General features: G+C 44.1%; 20 protein-coding genes and 1 pseudogene. 9 read left to right on the top strand and 12 right to left on the bottom strand.

All coding sequences use genetic code 11. From position 1 onward, the window contains the following. Positions 1-65 precede the first annotated feature (65 nt). A complete protein-coding gene (locus tag B5D77_RS16170) occupies positions 66-920 on the bottom strand; it encodes a cyanophycinase (protein ID WP_039900553.1) in 855 nt (284 codons plus the stop codon). A gap of 373 nt (positions 921-1,293) precedes the next feature. On the opposite strand from B5D77_RS16170, the gene trmD reads away from it, so the two are divergent. Further along, a complete protein-coding gene (trmD, locus tag B5D77_RS16175; protein ID WP_008206252.1) occupies positions 1,294-1,989 on the top strand; it encodes a tRNA (guanosine(37)-N1)-methyltransferase TrmD in 696 nt (231 codons plus the stop codon). Positions 1,990-2,131: 142 nt separating this feature from the next. On the opposite strand, the gene B5D77_RS16180 is transcribed toward trmD, so the two are convergent. After that, a complete protein-coding gene (locus B5D77_RS16180) occupies positions 2,132-2,341 on the bottom strand; it encodes a hypothetical protein (protein ID WP_039900551.1) in 210 nt (69 codons plus the stop codon). Positions 2,342-2,522: 181 nt separating this feature from the next. Between B5D77_RS16180 and B5D77_RS28150 the strand changes: the two are divergent. After that, positions 2,523-2,644: pseudogene (locus B5D77_RS28150) on the top strand (IS1 family transposase); the annotation flags it as partial. A 381-nt stretch (positions 2,645-3,025) separates the two neighbouring features. Further along, positions 3,026-4,105 (top strand): PIN/TRAM domain-containing protein, encoded by a 1,080-nt coding sequence (locus B5D77_RS16190; RefSeq protein WP_008206247.1) that lies wholly within the window; start codon positions 3,026-3,028, stop codon positions 4,103-4,105. Positions 4,106-4,223: 118 nt separating this feature from the next. Here B5D77_RS16190 and B5D77_RS16195 read toward each other — a convergent pair whose 3' ends face one another. After that, positions 4,224-4,502, bottom strand: coding sequence for a hypothetical protein (locus B5D77_RS16195; RefSeq protein WP_002736942.1), 279 nt, complete (start codon positions 4,500-4,502; stop codon positions 4,224-4,226). Positions 4,503-4,743: 241 nt separating this feature from the next. Between B5D77_RS16195 and trmFO the strand changes: the two genes are divergently transcribed. Both trmFO and B5D77_RS16205 read left to right on the top strand, forming a co-directional pair. Next, positions 4,744-6,081 (top strand): FADH(2)-oxidizing methylenetetrahydrofolate--tRNA-(uracil(54)-C(5))-methyltransferase TrmFO, encoded by a 1,338-nt coding sequence (gene trmFO, locus B5D77_RS16200; RefSeq protein WP_008206244.1) that lies wholly within the window; start codon positions 4,744-4,746, stop codon positions 6,079-6,081. 61 nt (positions 6,082-6,142) lie between these two features. Then, complete coding sequence (locus B5D77_RS16205) at positions 6,143-6,640, top strand: 2TM domain-containing protein (protein ID WP_008206242.1); 498 nt, start codon at positions 6,143-6,145, stop codon at positions 6,638-6,640. A 303-nt stretch (positions 6,641-6,943) separates the two neighbouring features. Here B5D77_RS16205 and mutS read toward each other — a convergent pair whose 3' ends face one another. The 7 genes from mutS to B5D77_RS16245 all read right to left on the bottom strand — a co-directional run bounded on the left by mutS (position 6,944) and on the right by B5D77_RS16245 (position 16,806). Continuing rightward, positions 6,944-9,592 carry a DNA mismatch repair protein MutS gene (gene mutS / locus B5D77_RS16215; RefSeq protein WP_106909200.1) on the bottom strand — a complete coding sequence of 883 codons (2,649 nt, stop codon included), beginning with the start codon at positions 9,590-9,592 and terminating at the stop codon, positions 6,944-6,946. Between the two features lie 148 nt (positions 9,593-9,740). Then, entirely contained in the window at positions 9,741-10,334 is a 594-nt protein-coding gene (gene apcB / locus B5D77_RS16220; protein ID WP_004266814.1) for an allophycocyanin subunit beta, read from the bottom strand. Between the two features lie 98 nt (positions 10,335-10,432). Next, positions 10,433-11,572, bottom strand: a complete 1,140-nt coding sequence (proB, locus tag B5D77_RS16225) for a glutamate 5-kinase (protein ID WP_008206236.1) — start codon at positions 11,570-11,572, stop codon at positions 10,433-10,435. A 27-nt stretch (positions 11,573-11,599) separates the two neighbouring features. Continuing rightward, positions 11,600-13,564: a single-stranded-DNA-specific exonuclease RecJ gene (gene recJ / locus B5D77_RS16230; protein WP_106909201.1), complete on the bottom strand. Its 1,965-nt coding sequence runs from the start codon at positions 13,562-13,564 to the stop codon at positions 11,600-11,602. 58 nt (positions 13,565-13,622) lie between these two features. Beyond that, positions 13,623-14,264 carry a hypothetical protein gene (locus tag B5D77_RS16235; RefSeq protein WP_106909202.1) on the bottom strand — a complete coding sequence of 214 codons (642 nt, stop codon included), beginning with the start codon at positions 14,262-14,264 and terminating at the stop codon, positions 13,623-13,625. Beyond that, positions 14,261-14,722 (bottom strand): hypothetical protein, encoded by a 462-nt coding sequence (locus B5D77_RS16240; RefSeq protein WP_008206228.1) that lies wholly within the window; start codon positions 14,720-14,722, stop codon positions 14,261-14,263. Before B5D77_RS16240 ends, B5D77_RS16235 begins: the two co-directional genes overlap by 4 nt. Before the next feature lie 74 nt (positions 14,723-14,796). Beyond that, positions 14,797-16,806: an ATP-binding protein gene (locus tag B5D77_RS16245; RefSeq protein WP_106909203.1), complete on the bottom strand. Its 2,010-nt coding sequence runs from the start codon at positions 16,804-16,806 to the stop codon at positions 14,797-14,799. 171 nt (positions 16,807-16,977) lie between these two features. Between B5D77_RS16245 and psb32 the strand changes: the two genes are divergently transcribed. From psb32 to B5D77_RS16260, 3 genes are all read left to right on the top strand, one after another. Next, complete coding sequence (gene psb32 / locus B5D77_RS16250) at positions 16,978-17,661, top strand: photosystem II repair protein Psb32 (protein WP_106909204.1); 684 nt, start codon at positions 16,978-16,980, stop codon at positions 17,659-17,661. Positions 17,662-17,805: 144 nt separating this feature from the next. Next, positions 17,806-18,405, top strand: coding sequence for a hypothetical protein (locus tag B5D77_RS16255; RefSeq protein ID WP_008206221.1), 600 nt, complete (start codon positions 17,806-17,808; stop codon positions 18,403-18,405). A gap of 222 nt (positions 18,406-18,627) precedes the next feature. Then, positions 18,628-19,440 carry a transglutaminase family protein gene (locus B5D77_RS16260; RefSeq protein WP_008206219.1) on the top strand — a complete coding sequence of 271 codons (813 nt, stop codon included), beginning with the start codon at positions 18,628-18,630 and terminating at the stop codon, positions 19,438-19,440. A gap of 116 nt (positions 19,441-19,556) precedes the next feature. On the opposite strand, the gene B5D77_RS16265 is transcribed toward B5D77_RS16260, so the two are convergent. After that, entirely contained in the window at positions 19,557-20,363 is an 807-nt protein-coding gene (locus B5D77_RS16265; RefSeq protein WP_106909205.1) for a hypothetical protein, read from the bottom strand. Between the two features lie 81 nt (positions 20,364-20,444). Here B5D77_RS16265 and murG point away from each other — a divergent pair, with 81 nt between their 5' ends. Continuing rightward, the gene (gene murG / locus B5D77_RS16270) at positions 20,445-21,518 is read left to right on the top strand and encodes an undecaprenyldiphospho-muramoylpentapeptide beta-N-acetylglucosaminyltransferase (protein WP_106909206.1); all 1,074 of its coding nucleotides are present in this window, start codon (positions 20,445-20,447) and stop codon (positions 21,516-21,518) included. On the opposite strand, the gene B5D77_RS16275 is transcribed toward murG, so the two are convergent. Further along, positions 21,500-22,090 carry a Uma2 family endonuclease gene (locus B5D77_RS16275; protein ID WP_106909207.1) on the bottom strand — a complete coding sequence of 197 codons (591 nt, stop codon included), beginning with the start codon at positions 22,088-22,090 and terminating at the stop codon, positions 21,500-21,502. The genes murG and B5D77_RS16275 overlap by 19 nt on opposite strands. Positions 22,091-22,118 lie beyond the last annotated feature (28 nt).

Genomic DNA, 22,118 nt, shown 5'->3' on the forward strand with positions numbered 1-22,118 from the left:
TGTTTATTGTCTGGTTTTCCGAGATGGGTAAACTGTTCACTATGAACAGTTTTTCAGGAGTTTTTTTACCCTAATTTAGCGATCACTTGGTGTTTTTTGAGATGATAGCCATCACCGTAGGAGAGAATATGCACCCGCAGATTATGCAGACTCAGGGGTTCGTTAGCGGTGACGTGATGGTGGTTGGTGTGAGACATTTCCCTGGCATCAATTACCGTCACTGTACCGCAGCCGATTACCGTCATCGTGCCATCTCGTTCAAACATAGCGCAGGTATCCTCATCGATGCCAATTCCTAAACGTTCGGGATAACCGGAGATAGCGCTCATTAACCGAGCCATGCGGTTGCGATTGTGGAAGTGTTGATCGACAATGACTTCAGGAATGAGACCTAATCCCATGGCCATATCCACTAGGGCCCGATTGGGTGCTTCCCCGCTGCTGCCCCCAGCAATCATGTGATGACCCATAACGGCAGCCCCGGCGCTAGTTCCGGCCAGGGTCAGTTCTCCCTGTTGCACTCTTTGTCTGATCCTTTCCATCAGGGGGGTATCGGAGAGCAAACCGCATAAACGCAGCTGGTCGCCTCCGGTCATAAATACACCCGTACATTCTTCGATGTAGGCTTGAAATTGGGGGTCTTCTCCCTGCACCCGATCGCGAATATCGATAACTTTGACGTATTTTGCCCCCATTTCCTCGAAAATCTTCTGATAGCGATCGCCGATTAACACCGGTTCTCTGGAAGCGGAGGGAACAATAGCGATCACTGCTTCGCTACCCCCGGCGCGATTCCAAAAGGTGTGCAGTATCTCTTTACCGTGGACTTTATCCTCGGCACCTCCAATGACTAAAATCGCCGTTTTGAGAGATACGGGGGTAGGATTTTGGTGGTGTTGGGTTTCTAGCTCGATGATCATGTCACTGAACGAATAGACATTTTTAGGGATGGAAGGTTTTTCGGGAAGATGGACAGGTATCTTGATGTTATTTTCCCTGAACGGTTGACGGAAAAAAATGCGGTTTAGGAATATTTTTGGGGACATCAAGCAATAGTAGAGGCGATTTTAGCAATTTTCTTCGATCCACTGGCAATGACGGACTGTTAGTTAACTTTAAGTCTAGGCTAGACTTCGATCACTCAAGCTAGAGCCAGAAAAACCCCTAGACAGTACAGCATAGTCTATCATGTTATCGAGATAGACTAGCGCAAAATTAGCAAGATTTTAACCGCTCGATCCGTGACAAAATGATACATTTAACACTATTCCAGTCTAGGCCTGAATTTTCCCCGTGCAGTTTGACATCATTACTCTCTTTCCCGATTTTTTTACCTCACCGCTGCAGTCGGGGTTGTTGGCAAAAGCTCTCGAACGCGACATCGCTAGGGTAAATTTGGTCAATCTCCGGGATTTTGCCCACGATAAACACCGTCGCGTCGATGATGAACCCTACGGTGGTGGTGTGGGAATGTTATTAAAACCAGAGCCAATTTTTGAGGCGATCGAGTCCTTAGCAATTTTACCACCCCGGGAGATCGTGCTGATGACTCCCCAGGGGGAACCGCTCAATCAAGCTTTACTGAAAACTTGGGCCGGTAGTTATCGGCAGTTAATTCTCATCTGTGGGCATTATGAAGGGGTAGATGAGCGGGTTTGTGAGCATTTGGTGACTAGAGAGGTATCTTTAGGGGATTTTGTCCTAACTTGTGGGGAAATCCCTGCTTTGGCCATTATTAACGGGGTGACGCGGTTGTTACCCGGGACGGTAGGTAAGGCAGAATCGTTGAAATTGGAGAGTTTTGAGGCGGGTTTATTGGATTATCCCCAATATACCCGGCCCCCGGTCTTTCGCGGTTGGCAAGTACCGCCGGTTTTGCGCTCAGGTAATCATCAGGATATCGCCGATTGGCGCTATCAACAACAACTCGATCGCACTAAGGAACGTCGTCCGGATCTCTGGCAAAAATGGCTAGAGGAAGGGGATTAATCCCCAAAAATGCTGGCGGGGGGAGCGCCGGAGAGGGTAGGGTAAGCTGATCTAATTTGTATAATAACTAGAGGATGGCTGTGCTGAGAGCCTTTTGTCAAGCATAATTGAGATGCTTTTACCCGGCAACCCCTACCGCTATTTATTGAATTTTAACATTTAATTTATAGGTGGCATTGCCGCGAGTTCCCCCTACAATTATTTCATAATTTCCAGTGGCTGGTAATTTTGGCTCTTCGTTACTTGGTATGGTTCGATAGGGGGGGCATAAATCGACTAAATCCTTATCTGGCAAGAGATTTAATTGATTAGTTCGCTCTGGATCGCAAACAATTGACAAAAATTGTGGCAATGTCTGTCTCTATAAGGAATGAACCCCTTATAGAGACAGACATTGCATAAGACAAACCGAAGAACCGATCAAGCTAGAGGTTTAAAGATTGATCGGGTTCCAATTATTTTTATTAATAAATATTTTACACAATTCATACCAGGTAAGCAAGAGGGCTACGCCACTACTACCCAATCATTACCGTCAACGGATTGCTCGGTTGCTGAGAGAGAGTCTATCGTTCTCTAAAAAAATGGAAAATCACGTTGGGGAGCCCTTTGGTACTTTATCCATGACGACAATGCCCAATTAGACAAGGTTTGAGCTATCAACACGACAATAAAATCACTACCACAAATTAAAGCATATCTCCAGAGTTTTGAGTTAAAAGTTAAACTGCAAGTTTTTATTTAGCACTAATGTACTCAATAACTAATTTTTTGGGAAAAATTAGTTAGCCCCGCATTATAACATATAATTAATTTGAAATAGTTGTAATAAAGAAAAATAATCTCCTGTCTCGGAGTCTCCTACTGTAATTTCCTTTATCTTCGTTAAGATGTATTATGGCTGGGGAGAACATCTCCTAGAATGGAGGCAACTTTCCCGACACAAATTAGGAGAGTCCCACGGATATAATGTAAAAGTATCCATACTCATTATTTTCTACCGTCATTCCCCTCTATCCCCTCTGGTATTATCCCCATGCTTGATGCAGTCATAATTTTACTATTCGTCTTCGCTATTGCCAGTATTGGTTATAGTGGTGTGGACTTGCTGCCGGTTACTGTCCAGTCGCAAATCAGCAATATTGAAGCTTTACGCTGGTTATCGGCGGGTTTTGCCTCAATTATTGGTTTAGCCCTTGGTTTAGTTGCCCAAACTACCTATCGTCGTCTAGAAACCCAAGTACGACAAACTCCGATCGAAGTTATTTTAACCCGTTCCGTCGGTCTAGTTATCGGTTTGTTAATTGCGAATCTGATCTTAGCTCCGATTTTCTTCCTACCGATTCCCAGAGAATTCTCGTTTGTTAAGCCGATAATCGCCATTTTAGGCAGTGTTATGTTTTCCTATCTGGGGGTTAGTTTAGCTGATACCCACGGTCGCACTTTTTTGCGTCTGATTAACCCCAATAGTATGGAATCAATTTTAGTGGCAGAAGGAACCCTGCAAGCGGCCGCCACCAAAGTTGTGGACACCAGTTGTATTATCGATGGTCGTATCGAACAATTGTTAGACACGGGATTTATCGAGGGACAGATACTCATTCCCCAATTTATCCTTCAGGAATTGCAACAGTTAGCGGATGGCAGTAACGACCAAAAACGAGTCAGAGGAAGACGAGGATTAGACATCTTAAACCGGATGCAGCAAGAATTCCCCGATCGCATTATCATTCATCCGGCCGATTATGAAGATATTAGCACCGTAGATGCTAAATTGGTCCATCTTGCCCAAGAAATTAACGCCACCTTGCTCACTAACGATTATAATCTCAGTAAAGTGGCCAATCTGCAAAAAGTCACCATCTTGAATGTCAACGATCTCGCCCAAGCAGTACGCCCGATCTACTTGCCCGGGGATACTTTGGATCTGAAAATTCTCAAAGCAGGAAAAGAACCCACCCAAGGCATTGGTTATCTAGAAGATGGCACGATGGTAGTGGTAGAGGAAGGAAAAGATTATCTGGGGGGAGAATTGCGGGTAGTGGTGACATCTGCACTGCAAACCTCGGCCGGACGGATGATTTTTGCTAAACCCCAAAATTCCCTAATTGCCTAAAGGTAATAAAACCCAAAAAAGCCTCAAATACAGAGCCAGAGGGGATTGTATTTGAGGTATTTTATTTTTTAAGGGAAGTTAAGTCACCAATCGAACTATCTAGCCAATTGATACCTAATTAAGCTGGTTTATTGATTACAGCCATGGACTGACGAGCAAAACCGAAATAACTATCCCAGAATTGTTTCTGACTATCGAGGGCAACTTTGGTGGCGGTTTCTTGGGCGGTTAGGTAGGATTTCACCCATTCTTGTTGATATTCGAGGGATTTAACCAAAGTTTCCGGAAACTCAAACACTGGTGTAGTCGTGGGAAGACCATTACCCCAAGCGGACAGAAGCATTTTCTGCCATTCGGCTAGGTATTTTTGGTATTCCTCAAGATAATTGGTGTTCATAGAAGTCAAACCGCTAACTAACCCATCTGGATGGAGATGGTGAGAAAGTGGGGCGGTGTTGCCACCTTCTCGAAAGCAAAAACCGTGACGAGATAAAATATAATATTCTATCCCTTCCTTGATTATAACCTGAGTTTGTGATCAGCCCCAATCTTTATGCGATCGCCCTAGGCTGGCCCTATTTTTTGGTGACTCGGAACTAACGCTAAAATAATCCTACTCTAGCCATTTTCTCCCAACTATGATCGATCGCCCTATTCATGTAATTGGTGGAGGATTAGCGGGGACTGAGGCGGCGTGGCAGATAGCCCAAGCAGGTATTCCCGTGATCCTGTACGAAATGCGCCCAATTCGCTCTAGTCCCGCCCACCATAGCCAATTTTTAGCCGAATTAGTCTGTAGTAACTCCTTTGGTGCCATGGCAGTGGATCGCGCCACCGGGTTACTCCATGAAGAATTACGACGCTTAAATTCTCTAGTTATTGCTCAGGCCGATCAGCACAGTGTCCCCGCAGGAGGGGCTTTAGCGGTCGATCGAGGGGTCTTTAGTCGAAATTTGACGGAAATCTTGGCTAACCACCCTCTAGTCACCTTAAAACGTCAGGAGATCACGGAAATTCCCCGGGATGGTATCGTCGTTTTAACCACTGGACCGTTAACCAGTGCTGCTTTAGCCGCAGATCTGCAAAATTTTGCCGGTCTGGACTATCTGAGCTTTTTTGATGCCGCTAGTCCGATTATTCTAGGGGAATCGATCGATCGATCGATCGCTTTTCTGGCCTCCCGTTACGATAAAGGTGAGGCCGCCTATCTCAATTGTCCCATGGATCGGGAACAATACCTGCATTTCTGGCAAGAGTTAAAACAGGCAGAACAGGCAGAATTGAAGGATTTTGAGCGAGAAAATGCCAAATTTTTCGAGGCTTGTCTGCCAATCGAAGAATTAGCCAGTCGGGGAGAGGATACCATGCGTTTTGGTCCCCTGAAACCGGTGGGATTAGCGGATCCCAGATATCCGGATCAACGTCCCTACGCAGTTATACAGTTGCGAATGGAAGATAAAGCGGGGCAATTGTGGAATATGGTGGGATTTCAAACTAATTTAAAATGGGGTGAACAAACACGGGTTTTCCGTCTGATTCCGGGGTTAGAAAAGGCCGAATTTGTCCGCATGGGGGTGATGCACAAAAACACCTTTATCAATTCTCCCCAGTTATTATCCTCCAGTCTCCAGTTTAAATCGCGACCGACGCTATTAGCGGCAGGACAGTTAATCGGCACGGAAGGCTATACGGCTGCGGCTGCTGGGGGATGGTTAGCGGGAACTAATGCCGCTCGTTTAGCTTTAGGATTAGAAACGGTGACATTGCCAACCACAACGATGATGGGGTCATTATTTGAGTTTATCAGCAGTGCCGAACCGAAACATTTTCAACCGATGCCGCCAAATTTTGGCATTTTGCCGAATTTTACCAGAAAAATCCGCAATAAACGGGAACGTTACGGTCAATATGCCGAGCGCTCTTTGCAGGATTTAGAAGCATGGATAAATCAGCTAAAAACTCCCTGTCTCGTCTAACTGTCAATCGCTAAATCGATCGCCCATAATAGAGAAGGAACCTATTTCTTTCTCTATCGCTATGCCAAACCCCGATTTTTTCCCTCCCCAATCCTACAGTCAAGAGGATGTGCAGGAAATTCTCTATTTGGCTATCTCCCGTCAAGGGGATAAGGGAGAAATTACCCGTCAACAGTTGTTAGAAATTGCCGACGATTTAGCCATTGAAATTAAAGACTTAGAAGCGGCGGAAAAGGACTGGCAAGAGTCAAAAATGCTCAGTTATAAGCGGCAAGAATTCGATCGCTTTCGTCGCGAGGAGCTAAAACATAAAACCGTTCGCTATCTGATTATTAATAGTTTTTTTATTATCATTAATTTAATTAGTGCGGGAACAATTTCTTGGGCAATTTATATCTTTTTGCTGATGGGTTTACCTCTTTCTCTCTCGGCTTGGAAAACTTTTCAAAATCAAGGAATTGCCTACGAAGAGGCATTTAAACGCTGGAAAATTAAGGAGGAAATGAAAGAGTCTTTTACCAATCTTTGGACACAAGTTAAAAAGTTTTTACAGTTTTAATAGTGTTGAAAAAGGAAGATTTTTAAGGGGAAAACTCTCTTCTAAAATCGGGCGTTACTTTCGATTTTTTCCCTCAATCCAAGCTTTTGGGGGGTTCTACCCCCCAAACCCCCCGTTGGGGGCGTGGCGCCGCCCCCAAACCCCGGAGCGCATTAGTTTTTCGGTGGGATGCTTACACGCGATTGTTCATATATTTGTACCAGTTTAAGAGTCACTGATAATTGCTGATTATCGGTGTTTCTGCAAAATCGAGATGCAGCCTTTTCGTTAACCACAAAGGACACAAAGTTGAGTTTTCCACGACTACTTACTGTCATCAAAAATATCTAACTGCTGCAGAGAGGGGGAATTATCCGACTTAACTGGTTTAATTTTCTTAATTCCCTGACGCAAACCGATCGCAATTTTACTATGTTTTTCGATTTGACCCATCACCTGCATGGCACGATCGATCACAGAAGCTGGTAAACCGGCTAATCTCCCCGCTTCGATACCATAGGATTTATCCGCACCTCCCGGTCGTACTTGGTGCAAAAATACTATCTCATGGGGTAATTCTTTGACCGTTACCTGATAATTAGCCACATTCTCTAAAATTGAAGCTAATTCGTTCAGTTCGTGGTAGTGAGTGGCGAAAATCGTTCGCGATTGCAGTACCGTGGCTAAATACTCGGCCACAGACCAAGCTATGGATAAACCGTCAAAGGTGGCTGTCCCCCGGCCAATTTCGTCTAATAATACTAATGATCTCTCCGTGGCGTGATTGAGAATATTGGCAGTTTCGTTCATTTCCACCATAAAGGTGGATTGGCCAGTAGCGAGGTCATCCACAGCCCCCACCCGGGTGAAAATGCGATCGCAGATGGAGATTTTGGCCGACTTTGCCGGGACAAAACTGCCGGTTTGGGCCAACAATTGAATTAATCCCACCTGTCGCAGATAACAACTTTTGCCACTAGCATTGGGACCGGTGAGAATAATCAAGTCGGGGTATTCTAAACCTTCCTGATTGCCCAAATTAATCGAATTTGGCACAAAAAAGCCAGCACCAAGGGATTGTTCCACCACGGGATGACGACCATCTTTAATATCGATAAGACGACCATCGGCGATTTCTGGGCGACAATATCCCTGATAAACGGCGATTTCTGCCAATGCTGCCAACACATCTAAAGCGGCGACTTTTGTGGCTACTTCCCGGATTTCTGGGGAAAATTCGGCCACTTGACGGCGTAAATCGCTAAAAATCTCGTATTCTAATTTATTTAATTCATCTACTGCCGTCAGAATTATATTTTCTTTCTCCTTTAACTCGGTGGTGATATAACGTTCTTCATTGACTAAAGTTTGCTTACGCACATACTCTTTTGGGGCGAAATCAGCTTTACTGCGGGGTAAACTGATATAATAACCAAAAGTTTTGTTATAACTAACCTTAAGATTACTAATACCCGTTCTTTCTTTCTCTGTCGTCTCCAGATTCTTAAACCAATCGATTACTTCCTGATAGTCGCGCCGGAGGGCATCCAATTGGGCATCAATTCCCTCACGAATCACCCCCCCTTCCTTCAGATGCAGCGGAGGAGATTCCACCAGATGCGCTATCACCTGCTGGCCTAATTTTTCTAAATCGGCGGGAATTTGCTGTAAAGCTTTCAAATAGGGCGAATTTCCCGAAGCAACCAAAGCCGCTAAATCGGCTAATTTGACTAAAGATGCCGCTAGGGAAAGTAAATCGCGGGCGTTAGCAGTTCCTGCGCCAACGCGACCGCTTAAACGTTCTATATCGTATATTTCCCTTAATTTTTGCCGAATATCTTGGCGCAAGGAGGGATTATCCTTTAACTCTTGGATAGTATCTTGACGGGCGCGAATACCGCGAGAATCTAAGAGCGGTTGCAGTAACCAACGACGTAAAGCGCGACTACCCATGGCTGTACAAGTGCGATCGATCGCCCATAATAGAGAACCATAGAAGCTACCATCGCGCACCGTTTGGGTAATTTCAAGGTTGCGACGGGTTTGCCCATCTAAAATCAAAAATTCGGAGATAGAGTAGGTTTTTAAAGGTTGTAGGGGGACTTGATTGGCTTTTTGGGTATCTTCAATGTATTCTAATAGGCCTCCGGCGGCGCGAATAGCAAGGGGTAAATGTTCGCAGCCCATCCCCTCTAGGGAACGCATTTTATAGGTGATTAGGAGACGATTTTTCGCCTCTGTGAGAGTAAAGATATTTTGGGGACGGAGAGAATAACAAAAACTATCGGGTAAACAGGGGGGGAGATGGTCGGATTTTTCCCCGGGGCGCAAAATACGGTTTAAATCGGGGGCATTGATGGGAAAAAGGATTTCTGAGGGCTGTAAACGGCTTAATTCTAGGCTTAAAGCCGTTAAATCACTGGCTTGGGTGGTGTAAAATTCTCCGGTGGAGATGTCTGAATATGCTAATCCCCAATTTTCTCCGGTAATCACCACAGCGGCCAGAAAATTATTCTTTTTTGCGTTTAACATTCCCTCATCGGTGAGGGTTCCGGGGGTGAGCAGCTTGGTGATAGCGCGTTCTACGAGTCGTTTTTCGGCGGCTGCTTCCGTTGAATCCTCTACCTGGTCACAAATCGCCACCGCATAGCCTTTTTCCACCAATAAACGACTATAGCGCTCTAGGGCGTGGTGGGGAACCCCGGTCATGGCGACTCTCCCAATCCCTTTACCTCCCTCTTTGCTGGTGAGAACTAATTCTAATTCTCTGGAGATAATCACCGCATCCTGAAAGAAACACTCGAAAAAATCGCCCACACGATAGAGTAAAAGAGCATTGGGATAGGTTTCTTTTACCTCCACATAATGCTGGTACATGGGGGTGAGTTTATCGCGATCGAGTCCGCGATAATCACGATGGGGATCTTTATTGGTAGCCGGTGGTTCTAGGGGAAAATCCGAGGGGAGAGTCATGGGTCAAAGAAAGCTGGACAATGTTTTAATCAACTGTTCCCCTTGCTGCACCTTCCCCACTCCCCTAGGCTGAGAGTGGGTACTGATGCGGGTTAGTTCCATCAAAAATTGAACGGACAAAACCGATAAGCGATAACTGACAACTGCATTATATAGACACTTCGCTTAATTCGCGAGTGAGATGATCAAAGGGTTCAGCGATCAAAGAGGTGTCGGCAATACCCGCCTCAGTAGCCATGGTTTGAATCATTTCGCTCATGATTTGGATACCGCGCACCGTCGGACCGATGGGAACACCGAGGGAATTATAGGTTTCCCGCAGTCCTTGCAGTACCCGCTCGTCTAGAACATTAGTATCGGCAGCTACTAGGGCATAACTGGCATAGCGGAGATAGTAATCCATATCCCGCAGACAGGCAGAATAACGACGGGTGGTGTAGGCATTACCCCCGGCGCGGATCAATTCGGGAACTTCTTCAAATAGACGAATCGCCGCCCCACGCACGAGCGCCGCCGAATTAGCGTTAATGAGGGCGGCGGCAGCTAGACGGGCAGTTCCCGAGGCAAAATATTGTTTAAGATTATCGATCGCATCTCGATCGAGATAACGTCCGGTGACATCGTATTTTCTAATCAGGCTAGTTACCGCGTCTCGCATTATTAAGTTTCTCCCAACAGCAATAAAGACATTTTTGAGTTTCGCTTTATTTATAATCTCACAGGGTTGAACTTCGGGGGACATCCCTAGTCTAACTCTCTTGCTTGTCTAACAATTTGTTGTTTTTTTGAGACATTTCTTTACATTTAAGGCATTGGCTGGACCGCCTCTGGGTGGCGGAATTATCCCTGATTAGTCGAGGTGGTGGACGAGGCACTCAAAATGACGAGATTATCCCGATGAATAATGGTTTCTGCGGCCATATAACCTAATAAACTGGCAATACGCTCGGAATGTTGACCTTTAACTCGATCGATCTCCTCACTACTATAATTAACAATTCCCCGGGCCACTTCCCGGCCCTCTTGATCGCACAATTGCACCGATTCCGAGGCGCTAAATTCCCCCTCCACTTTGGTAATCCCGGCCGCGAGCAGAGATTTTCCCCCCTGACAAATGGCTTGAATCGCCCCCGCATCGAGATAGATTTGACCCATGGGCATTAGTCCGTAGGCGATCCAGCGTTTGCGGGCGTTATCACTGCGTTTTTGTGCTTCAAAACGGGTTCCGATCGCCTCTCCTGCCATAATTTTTAAGATATTGCCGGGCTGCCGTCCCCTAGTAATCGCCATTTCCACCCCGGCGCTGGTGGCAATCCGGGCCGCGGCCAATTTAGTCGCCATACCCCCGGTCCCCCACTGACTGCCACTACTACCGGCATCGATCGATAGTTGCGCTAATTCCGCAGGAGTAACTCGGGCAATAGCCGCCGCTTCGGGAAATAGCCGCGGATCGGCACTGTAGAGGCGATCCACATCGGTGAGGATAAATAACCAGTCAGCCTCGATTAAACTGGCTACAAGGGCTGATAAAGTGTCATTATCGCCGAATTTTAACTCATCGATCGCCACCGTGTCATTTTCGTTGACAATGGCAATTACCCCTAATTCAAACAAAGCCTGAAAGGTATTATAGGCGTTGACATAACAGGTGCGTTCCATCAATTCGGGACGGGTCAGCAAAATTTGGGCGATCGGTTGACCAAGACTGGTAAAGAGGTCATCATAGATCCGCATCAGACGACCTTGTCCGACGGCGGCGATCGCTTGTTTGAGGGCGATTTTTTTCGGTCTTTCCTGTATTCCCAGACGACGGCAGCCCACCCCCACGGCCCCAGAAGATACTAATACCACCCGATGACCGGCGGCGCGCAACCGGGTGAGGATTTCCACTAAAGCGGCGATCGTGGATAGGGATAATTGGCCGGTTTCATTATCGGTCAAACTAGAGGTACCGATTTTGATCACTATGGTTTGGTTCATCGTCAAGGCGCTTTTGGGGAGGTGTTGCTAGATAGCCAAAGCTTTGATGGCAACTTTAATTAAAGTATAAAAACGGGGTTCAGTCACGTTGACTTCTCTCGCTTGTTGTCGATTTTTGCCTAATAAACCAATGCGCTGCCCTTTCTGCACGACTAAAATATCGCCCTGTTCATTTTTGATGCGAATCTCGTTTAAATCACCCCAAAAACTACATTGATACATTTTATCTGCGTGCATAAAAATTGCTTTTTTAATATTATCATTTTCTTGGGGTAATCGCACTCCCACTAATTCAATTTCTATGGTTGTATTACCATTCCAAGTATTTTCTTTGAGTTTATAGGCAATATCTAAACGAGTTGGTAAAGGACAATATTCGCCCCAACGCCAAGCTAGGGCTTGAATTCTGGTATCATCCCTTTGAGCCAGCAATAATTTTAAATGATTTTTTCCGATAGTTTTCTGTTCTACTATTCGCACGTTAGGAGTCCAAAAAACGGGTAATTCATTCCCAATTCCCCAGGGTTGCAAACTATCAATTTGCTGAAAAAGTTGCAGGTTTATTTGTTTAAAATCAATGATAGTATCAATTTTGATTAAAGGTTTTAATTGTTCTATTTGTAAAATTTTGTGAGAAAATTGACTTAATCTTTGTTTAAATGCTAGTAAATTAGCTGTGGGTAAACTAAACCCCCCCGCCATTTTATGACCGCCAAATTTTCCTAGTAAATCTTGGCAAAATTGCAGGGCTTCAAAAACGTGAAATTCTTCAATTCCTCTGGCAGATCCGCGAATTTTACCTGGCTCTTCTTCCTCGTAAGTACCGATAAAAACTGGCACTCCGTAGCGTTCCACTAAACGGGATGCCACAATACCAATTACCCCATGATGCCAATCTTTTTCCACTAAGACTAAAACTCGATCTTGTTGCCAAAGAATCGGCGTTTCTTCCACTAATTTAATCGCTTCTTCTTCAATTTTTTCGCACAATTCTTGACGGGTACGATTAATTTGTTCGCACTGCATCGCTCTTTCTAAGGCAATTCCCGCCTCATCGGTGGTTAATAATTCAATAACTATCTGGGGATCGCCAATTCTGCCAATGGCATTAATTCTCGGTCCCAATTTAAAGCCAATATCATCCGGTTGTAATTGCTTTTGTTCCTCGCTAATTCCCGCTATTTGCATGAGGGATTGAATCCCGACTAATTGAGATTTGGGTAATTTTCTTAAACCCCGTTTTAACCAGCGACGATTTACCCCGATTAATGGGGCTAAATCTGCTATAGTGCCTAGGGTAAATAATGCTAATAATGACTCGGTTAATCCCTGTAATTTGCCCATTTTTTGGGCAGTTGTCACCGCTAAAATGTAGGCGACTCCCACCCCCGCTAATCCCTGATAGGGAGAGTTAGGGGTTAATAATTTTGGGTTGAGAATAGCGGAGGCATTTGGTAAAATTGGCGGCAGATCGTGATGATCGGTGATAATAACTTTTAATCCTAATTCTATCGCTAGGGCGATCGGTTCGTGAGCGGAAATGCCATTATCAACGGTGAGAATCAATCCGACTCCCGACTCGGCAAATTCTTCGACAATGCGCTGATTAATTCCGTATCCCTCTTTCATGCGACTGGGTATGGCATGATTTACCCTAGCACCGAGATGTCTCAAGGCTCTTAACAGTAAAGATGTACTGGTCATGCCATCGGCATCGTAGTCCCCACAGATAGCAATTTTATCGCCCCTAGCGATCGCTTTTACTAATAAATTGACACTTTTTTCTAAGTCGGGAAATTCCCCCAGGGGAGAGGGTAAGGTATCCACTTCAGGATCTATATAAGTTTTAGCTAATTCCGGGGTATCAATACCGCGATTAATTAAGATAGTTGCTAATAACGATGATAGTCCCATTTCCCGCGCTAACCCCGCGATTTTTTCGGGATTAGTTGCGGCAATATACCAGCGTTGGATGGGATATTTGTAGGTCATTTTTTATCAAACAAAAAGGTAGGGTGCGTTAGGGCAGCGTAACGCACCAAAAACAAGGTTAAAAGCGGATTTGGATGGCCCCAGCAGGAGGTTGAAAGGGGAGATTATTATTATTAATTCTCAGGGGAGAACCAGGTATTACCTGCACATTTGGGGTGGTGGGTTGACTTTCGTTGGTACTCAGTAAAGTCAATTGATTAATACTAGGATTGATTGCAAATTGTTGGGTAATGACTCCCGACGGACAACAGGAAGGATCCCGGGAGAGAAATCTTCTCATGTTGACGGTGATCATACCATCTTTAGTGCTAAGATTATCGACAATTACTCGATCGGCTAACAGGACAGTATCGGTGTTAGTGGCAGTACCATTATTATCAATCACTAGGGCTAAATAATGTAATTGCTGTTGATCTCTAGTAATCACTCTTAAGACGACAATACCATCAGTCCTTTGATCATTATTATAGTCCCCCATCAAAGCTTCTCGACTGACTTGCACTCCTAAAATTTGTCCCTCATTGGATTGAAAAATACCATCGCTGACAATTACGGAACCCCGATTGGGAATGTTATAGACGGTATTCCTTAAATTATCCACGCTCAGGGGTGTAGATTGGGCAAGTAAGGGCAGAGAATTATTTAATAGTAAACTGATACCCAGGAGAATAGATTGAGGCAAAATTGCTAATTTAATCATGGTTTTGATGGGTTGGGTATATTTTCTTGAGTATCGAATAACTGCACGTTATTAATGGTACAAACCATCCCCTGTTGTGCTGCTAATTGATCTCGCCATTGGCTTAATTGTTGTTGACCATTACTACCATTTAACCAGTAAACTGTCAAGAGGCCGAGGGTTTGTTCTGGTTCACAGGAAAAGCCGAGAGTTTGAGCGGGTATATCGGCATTTCCTTCACCACATTGCCAACCTTGTTTTTCAATTAATTCTTGCCAACCTTGCACTTCTTTGGCAGCCACGGCAATGCGTCGATCCCCTTGGTTACAAACCCAATTTTTCTGCTGGGTGGGATCATTCGGTAGATCACCAAGATTGGGGGAATTTTGCTTGATTGGGGGAAGCGAGGGGACTTGAGCATGAACGGAAAAAATCGGTAGTATTAACCAAGTACCGATGAGCATTTTTAACAGTTTCATCCTTTAAAATTGCCATATTTAGGGATTTATGCCTTTAGAATATCACGTTTTTGAGAGCTAGATAAAATACTCTCTTAAGATATGTTTAAATCTCTAATTATGGTTTCGATCGCATCAAAGGAAAATTCTCCGGCTAACTGTTGTAAACCTTGGGCAAGGGTAGCATAATCGGGGGGAATTTCTGCGGTTAGGGCGATAATTTTTTCATCATCACATTCTCGCGCCGCTTGTTGCAATTGTCCAATCCAAGCGGGACTGATTAATTTTAATAGGGATTGCAGGGAATCGAGGAAAACTGGCGAATAATTGGGCTGATTTGGCTCATTATCGGCATAAATATATTTTAATCCTAGATATTCGCCCATTTTTTGCCAGATAACTTCCTCTCGGAAAGGTTTACGCACGAAATCATCACAACCGGCGGCAATAACCAGAGCGCGATCCTCTTCAAAAGCGCTGGCAGTTAGGGCAATTATCACCGTTTTTCCGCGATTATCAGCCTCTAACTGCCGAATTTCCCTAGTTGCTTCGTAACCGTCCTTCACTGGCATTCTCATGTCCATCCAGATAAGATGAGGTTGCCATGCTTGCCAAATTGCGATCGCTTCTTGACCATTAGCGGCCTCTTGCACGGATAATCCTAGGCTAGTCAGGAGTTTCAGCAACAGTAAACGGCTTTCCGGTCGATCATCGACGACTAATATGCGATATTTAGGCTGATTTTCCGCTAAAGCGATGACTTTTGCCCTATGGGTTTCGGTTTTAATCTCATTTTCCCCCACCAAACCCACCTGAATATCAAAACTAAAAACACTTCCTTGACCCAGAATACTACTAACTCCGATCGCACCCCCCATCAACTCAACAAATTTTTTACTGATAGGTAAACCCAATCCTGTCCCCTGTTGAGATTTTCGTCCCGTTTCCGTTTGATTAAAGGGTTGAAATAGCTTATAAATCTCCTCTGGGGCGATTCCTGCGCCTGTATCTTCAATTTCCCAGAGCAATCGCTGATAATCTCCTGTTTTATCCCCTACTTTTACCCGGAGAGTCACCCCTCCCGACTCGGTAAACTTTAATCCGTTACCCAAGAGATTGATGAACACCTGTCGCAATTTACTTTCATCAGTACATATATATTGAGGAAGAGCGGAGCTGCGCTCAAAAATTAAGCTCAAAGCTTTTGCCTGCGCTTGTGGACGTAGCATTTCGGCAATATTATCTAAAAGAGCGTATAAATCGAAATTACTGGGATTAAAAACCGTTCTTCCCGCTTCTATCTTCGACATTTCTAGAATATCGTTGATTAACTCTAATAAATGTTCCCCGCTACGATTGACAATTTCCAAATATTGGCGATATTCACTGCTGAGGCTGCTATCCCGGGATATTAAGCGAGTAAAACCCAAGATAGCATTAAGAGGAGTGCGTAATTCGTGGCTCATGTTAGCTAGAAACTCACTTTTAGCTTTATTTGCTTTAACCGCCGCTTCTTTAGCCTCTTTTAATTCTTTTTCCGCTTCATATCTACTTTGTGCAATCGCAATTAATTCTCCCACCAACCGCACAAAGGTGACATCTTCCTTCGTCCATTGCTTTTCTGCACTGGCATCCAATCCCAGATAACCCACCGTTACCCCGGAACTATCCCACATGGGAACGATTAAGAGGCAGGGAGTAGGACTATGAGCGAGAATAGTTCTTTCAGGGATAGCAGTGGGGGGTAAATCGTCTAAAGAGTTCAGTTTAACTGGAATACCGTTTAATAATTGTTTGGAAAACCAAGGAAAGCTTTCCGTCGAGAGATTTTGTGATTGTTCCCGAATCGGGATAACCTGCGGATAGTCGGGGTGACAGTATTCATAAACCATACTCCACTGCTGACGACAGCTGGAATATTGAATAATGTAACAGTGAGCGCTCTGGGTAAATTGACAGAGCAGTTCCAGGGTATGATCGATCGCCAAGTGGATATCTTGAGAAATTAGTAATCTTGTCACCCGTGAGAGCAAATTATCGCGATGTGCCTGCATTTCTAGGGCTTTTTCCCGTTTTTTAGGCTCTAGTTCCTCAAAATCACTCATAATCAGTTATCAGTTATCAGTTATCAGTTATCAGTTATCAGTTATCAGTTATCAGTTATCAGTTATCAGTTTCACTAAAAAAAGCTTCCCATCTGCTGTCTCCTGTCTTCCTAATCAAAAAACAGGAAACTTTTCCCCTATTATGTTCTATAGGAATTTTACCGAATCAATATGCTCAAATTATTAGCTTCTCTCCTTCTCTCCTGCTGTATAGCCTTGGGTGTTTCCCTGTCACCGGCTGCTGCCATGGGAGTCTATGACCTCCCTATTTTAAGCCCCGGAGCGCCCACTTATGTAGTCGATCCCGTTGCGGCCATTAGTGCCGCTAACGAGGGAAAATTAAATAAAGACCTGAAAAATCTCGCCGAAAAAACCGGCCAGGAAGTGAGAATGGTAGTAGTCCGGCGCTTGGATTACGGTCAAAAAATTGACAATTTAGCCGATGATATCCTGAGAGAATGGTATCCTAATCCTGAAGATCGGACTAATCAAACTATCATCGTCCTTGATACTTTAACCAATAAAACTGCTATTCGATTTGGGGAGGAGGCAAAACCCCTATTAACCGATGCTATTGCTGATAGTATCCTCTCGGAAACTATGGCAGTTCCCCTCAAAGATGGGGGAAAATATAATCAAGCTTTACTCGATGCTAGTCGTCGTCTAACGGCGGTACTTTCTGGAGAAGCGGATCCCGGACCGCCGGAAGTAGCGACAATTAATATCGAAAGTACCTTTACTACCGCAGAAGAAACTGACGATAAAAATGCCACGATTTGGGTGATAGTTTTACTGGTTTTAGCTACAGTAATCCCCATGGTCACTTATTTTTGGTACGCTGGTTTTGGTCGCTAAATTAAATTAATGATCTGGGACTGATACAGCTAAAATATTCTCATAGATAGTAAAATCCTCAGCCTGCATGGGCAAGATGAATTAACTTCTATTGGTAGATTTCAGTTGTATCAGTTCAACCCATGTGCTTAACCTTAATAACTAATGTCTAGACTGCTAAATAAATTACAATCCTATTATCGACAGGAGGAAGGAACTTACTTAATTGAAATTAAACTTAATCAGTTACAGCAAGTCTTTAATTCTCTCGATCCTTCGCCATTCTTAGATAGAGATTTAGACGATAACGCCGAAAATTATATTATTAACTCTGTTGATGAATTCCCCCTCAATACCCCCCTTAAATTAGTCTTTTATCTTCCCAGTAACGAACAGAATACCGCCCGACATCTGTTACCATCAGCTTTACATAATTATTTTGACTATCGCCAACAGGTAGAACAAAGAAAATTACGGACAATTTGGCGACAGGGACGCATATCTTTGCTAATTGGTCTCTCCTTTCTTTTTGTTTGTTTGAGTCTCAGCGAATTAATTAGTCGTTTTGGCAGTGATACATTTATTCACTTCTTAGAAGAAGGATTATTAATTAGTGGTTGGGTGGCCCTCTGGCGACCTTTAGAAATCTTTCTTTACGAATGGTGGCCTGTCAGTTATCAACAAAAGATTTTTGCTAAACTGGCCTACATTCCCATTGAAATCCGTCCATTAGAGGAACAATCCACCCCGGACTCTTTTCGATAGAGCTAATCCTGCCGATGGCTTGTGTTCAAAGTTACAAAGCTTTTAGTTGAAGCAGTTTACAATAAAATTAACTCTGTATTAAGCTTATCGGTTTTCAGCTTGGCTATTACTTTCTCCTCAAACTTTTAACTAAGTAGTCGGGCCTAACTTTTTTCAGTCTGGCGATTATTGGTGTTTCATCTCTACCAATCCTGACAAAATTTCATTTAGATAGGAGTCCTAATGTTAATCCGTGTTGGTTATGAATTTGGCTTTGATGCCCCCTTCCCCGTGGTTATGTTGTTAAAACTTTATCTACACCCCTCAATTTTAAATCAAGTTAGACAATCGGAAAAATTGCAGGTGGAACCAGCAACAAAAATAGAAGAATTTTTAGATAGTTTCGGCAATCGAACCAGTCGTCTAATTTTACCCGCCGGACAGATTCGCCTTCACAATGAAGCAGTTATCGAGAATGAATGGAAACCCGACATCGTTAATTGGAATGCCCAAGAAATTCCCTTAGCAGAGTTACCAACCCAAGTTTTTCCCTACCTAATGAGTAGCCGTTATTGTGAAGTGGATTTGCTTGCGGAAATTGCCTGGGAACTTTTCGGACAAACTCCCCCCGGTTGGGCAAGGGTACAAGCGGTTTGTGATTGGGTTCATAGTCACATTAGTTTTGGTTATGAATACGCGCAGGTGACAAAAACCGCCTATGATGTCTATCGGGAAAGAAAGGGGGTTTGTCGCGATTTTAACCATCTAGCTTTGACTTTTTGCCGTTGCCTCAATATTCCCGCCCGTTATGCCTCTGGCTATCTCGGAGATATCGGTATTTCTCCCCAACCCCTACCGATGGATTTTAGTGCTTGGTTTGAAGTTTATTTAGACCATCAATGGTACACTTTCGATGCTCGTCATAACACCCCCAGAATCGGGCGAATTTTAATGACTCGTGGCTTAGATGCCGTCGATGCTGCCCTAACAACTTCTTTTGGTCAAGTAAATCTAACAAAATTTAAAGTATGGACGAGCGATGTTTCTCGCCTCTAGGCTTAATTAGGGTAGGCTGCCCGCGCATCTAAATTTTGTTGAAATGAGGCGAGAGGCAACAGTAATAACACCCCACACCCCACCAAAAAGATTTTTCAGCAAACCCCAGATAAAAATTATTTTTCTACCTTCACCCGTTGACTAACGACAACAATCCCATCTCCTTGAATTAAAATCGCCGATAACCAACGATTTTCCGGTGTTGCCGGTGCTTTTACACGCTTAAATAAACCGCCGGACTGTAATAATTCCAATTCTAGAGGCTTTGTATTAATATAGCGCTCAATATCCACTTTCTCATCGATCGCCGCTCCGGCCAATAAATCATCCCCCAAAGGTTCGCGGACAATCACATCAAAATCAAATTCTTCACCCACTTTCACCCTTTCCGGAATTCTCACTTGAATACTGGGGGGATTTTTGCCGGTGCTTAACTCAACTCTCTCGCTTAAAATCTCCTGATAAACCAGTTTATTACCTTGAAATTGTTGACGAGAACGAATAGTAGCATTCATTCTCACCACTCGTCCCTGCACCTTTCCCGTCCCAGTAATTTTAGTAATTGTATTGGCCGTTAACTTGTCCCCGGAACGACTCCAAGATTCGAGCGTCGTGGTATATTGTAGATTGTTATAACGTTCCCAAAAATGAGTTAAAGCCTTTTTAGTTTTTTCGTAGGTCAGGCCATCGGAGTTAGTAAATTTCGGACTATAAAACTCCATTAACTGCTTGAGATTTCGCTCGTTAGCTGCCGTTTCGATTTTAGAGATAAGGGTTTTTAAATTAGCTGGGGCAGTTTCTGGCTTTTCGGCCCGCAGACCGGTGGCAAGGGTGAAAGTTAATCCCAACCCTAACAGCAACGACAGGGAAAAATTAAGAGATTGACGAAAAAATTTATCGGGAATCGTGTTCAAGTTACGCATTAGTGATAGTTTGTGTAAGGATGGATCAATAACTATGGTAGATTATTTCATTCTAGGGCTGAATTTACCCTCTCTCGAATTATGGCACCCACTCCAACCCGTCTATTGATTGCCGCTAGTGGTACTGGTGGTCATTTATTTCCCGCCTTGGCTGTGGCCGAGCGCTTGCCAGATTATGAGATTGAATGGTTAGGAGTTCCAGACCGTCTCGAACAGTCCTTAGTTCCAAAAACCTATCCCCTGCACACTATTCCCATTGAGGGGTTTCAAACCCGTTTGGGGTTAAAAACTCTCAAGATTCTGTTCGGTCAACTGTGGGCTATTTGGCAAGTGCGTAGTTTAATCAAAAAACGTCAGATAGCGGCAGTTTTTACCACCGGGGGTTATATCGCAGGCCCGACCATTTTAGCGGCTCGTTTAGCCAATATTCCCGTCATCCTACACGAATCTAACTACATACCGGGCAAAGTCACGAAAGTTCTCGGTCGCTGGTGCGATACGGTTGCCCTCGGTTTTCAGGGAACCGCCAGCTATTTACCCGGCACTCGCACCACTTGGGTTAGTACACCAGTACGGGAGCAGTTTCTCATTCCCCAGTCCCTAGATTTACCGATTCCAGAGACTGCTTTTTTAATTGTCGTTGCCGGTGGTTCTCAAGGGGCCGTGGCTCTTAATCAACTTGTGCGACAAAGCGCTCCCCAATGGTTAGAAAAAGGCATTTATATCGTGCATCTCACGGGAGAAAACGACCCCGAAGCGGATAGTTTGCGCCATTCTAACTATTTTTCCCGGCCTTTTTACAACAACATGGCGGGACTATGGCAAAGAGCTAATCTAGCTATCAGTCGCTCCGGTGCCGGCACTTTAACAGAATTAGCGATCACTTGTACGCCTTCGATTTTAATTCCCTATCCTTTTGCTGCCGAAGACCATCAGTTTTATAATGCCAAAGTTTTCGCCGAAGCTCAAGCCGCTTATCTTTATCGTCAAAATGAGTTAACTGCTCAGTTTTTAAGCGAATTAGTCCTCGATTTATGGTCTAATCCCGAAAAATTGGCCGCCATGGCTCAACAAGCTTCTCATCTAGCCATTAGTGACAGTGCCGATTTATTAGCCGATTTGTTGAGAAGAAAGAGTCAAAAAGATAGTTTTTGAAACAAATCAGCCACGGGAAAAGTGAACCCCGGAACCACCTCTTCCCCCTCCAAAAAATCTCCTGATGTTAATAATCCCTGCGGTTCGTACCCGGAACGATAAACTAAAACATAGTGTTGACCTGGACTGATAACCCAGAGCAAACGAGTACCATTGGCAAAATACTCGGCAATTTTGTCCTCGATTTCTGCCACTGTATTCCCTGGAGAGAGAATTTCTACCACTAAATCTGGCCCACCTTCTAAAAAACCCGTCGGCAATTCTTCCAATCCTTGCAGACGTTCCTTGGCAAAAAAGGCTATATCAGGAGAACGTTTATTGCCATTTTTCATGGTAAAAGCAGTGCTGGAGTCCAATAATACACCTAGTTTTCGAGATGTTACTAAACCGAATAAAGCAGCACTTAAAAGAATGGCAATATAACCGTGTAAAGCTCCAGAATTGCCCATATTAATTAACTCTCCCTTGACCAATTCGTAACGATTACCATCGTCAGGTAACGCCATAAATTCTGCATCAGTCCATATTTTTGTCTCTGGAGTTTTAATCACAGTAGTTTCTCGAATAGACATAATTTATCCTCGGTAAATATTCACAAGT

This window comes from Microcystis sp. MC19 (assembly GCF_003019735.1).
Lineage (GTDB): Bacteria > Cyanobacteriota > Cyanobacteriia > Cyanobacteriales > Microcystaceae > Microcystis.

What these genes read in the sequence shown, in the direction of transcription:
- B5D77_RS16170 (WP_039900553.1), bottom strand. Translation starts at nt 920, where the DNA reads ATGATCATCGAGCTAGAAACCCAACACCACCAAAATCCTACCCCCGTA.
- B5D77_RS16190 (WP_008206247.1), top strand. Translation starts at nt 3,026, where the DNA reads ATGCTTGATGCAGTCATAATTTTACTATTCGTCTTCGCTATTGCCAGT.
- B5D77_RS16195 (WP_002736942.1), bottom strand. Translation starts at nt 4,502, where the DNA reads ATGAACACCAATTATCTTGAGGAATACCAAAAATACCTAGCCGAATGG.
- trmFO (WP_008206244.1), top strand. Translation starts at nt 4,744, where the DNA reads ATGATCGATCGCCCTATTCATGTAATTGGTGGAGGATTAGCGGGGACT.
- B5D77_RS16205 (WP_008206242.1), top strand. Translation starts at nt 6,143, where the DNA reads ATGCCAAACCCCGATTTTTTCCCTCCCCAATCCTACAGTCAAGAGGAT.
- mutS (WP_106909200.1), bottom strand. Translation starts at nt 9,592, where the DNA reads ATGACTCTCCCCTCGGATTTTCCCCTAGAACCACCGGCTACCAATAAA.
- apcB (WP_004266814.1), bottom strand. Translation starts at nt 10,334, where the DNA reads ATGTCCCCCGAAGTTCAACCCTGTGAGATTATAAATAAAGCGAAACTC.
- proB (WP_008206236.1), bottom strand. Translation starts at nt 11,572, where the DNA reads ATGAACCAAACCATAGTGATCAAAATCGGTACCTCTAGTTTGACCGAT.
- recJ (WP_106909201.1), bottom strand. Translation starts at nt 13,564, where the DNA reads ATGACCTACAAATATCCCATCCAACGCTGGTATATTGCCGCAACTAAT.
- B5D77_RS16235 (WP_106909202.1), bottom strand. Translation starts at nt 14,264, where the DNA reads ATGATTAAATTAGCAATTTTGCCTCAATCTATTCTCCTGGGTATCAGT.
- B5D77_RS16240 (WP_008206228.1), bottom strand. Translation starts at nt 14,722, where the DNA reads ATGAAACTGTTAAAAATGCTCATCGGTACTTGGTTAATACTACCGATT.
- B5D77_RS16245 (WP_106909203.1), bottom strand. Translation starts at nt 16,806, where the DNA reads ATGAGTGATTTTGAGGAACTAGAGCCTAAAAAACGGGAAAAAGCCCTA.
- psb32 (WP_106909204.1), top strand. Translation starts at nt 16,978, where the DNA reads ATGCTCAAATTATTAGCTTCTCTCCTTCTCTCCTGCTGTATAGCCTTG.
- B5D77_RS16255 (WP_008206221.1), top strand. Translation starts at nt 17,806, where the DNA reads ATGTCTAGACTGCTAAATAAATTACAATCCTATTATCGACAGGAGGAA.
- B5D77_RS16260 (WP_008206219.1), top strand. Translation starts at nt 18,628, where the DNA reads ATGTTAATCCGTGTTGGTTATGAATTTGGCTTTGATGCCCCCTTCCCC.
- B5D77_RS16265 (WP_106909205.1), bottom strand. Translation starts at nt 20,363, where the DNA reads ATGCGTAACTTGAACACGATTCCCGATAAATTTTTTCGTCAATCTCTT.
- murG (WP_106909206.1), top strand. Translation starts at nt 20,445, where the DNA reads ATGGCACCCACTCCAACCCGTCTATTGATTGCCGCTAGTGGTACTGGT.
- B5D77_RS16275 (WP_106909207.1), bottom strand. Translation starts at nt 22,090, where the DNA reads ATGTCTATTCGAGAAACTACTGTGATTAAAACTCCAGAGACAAAAATA.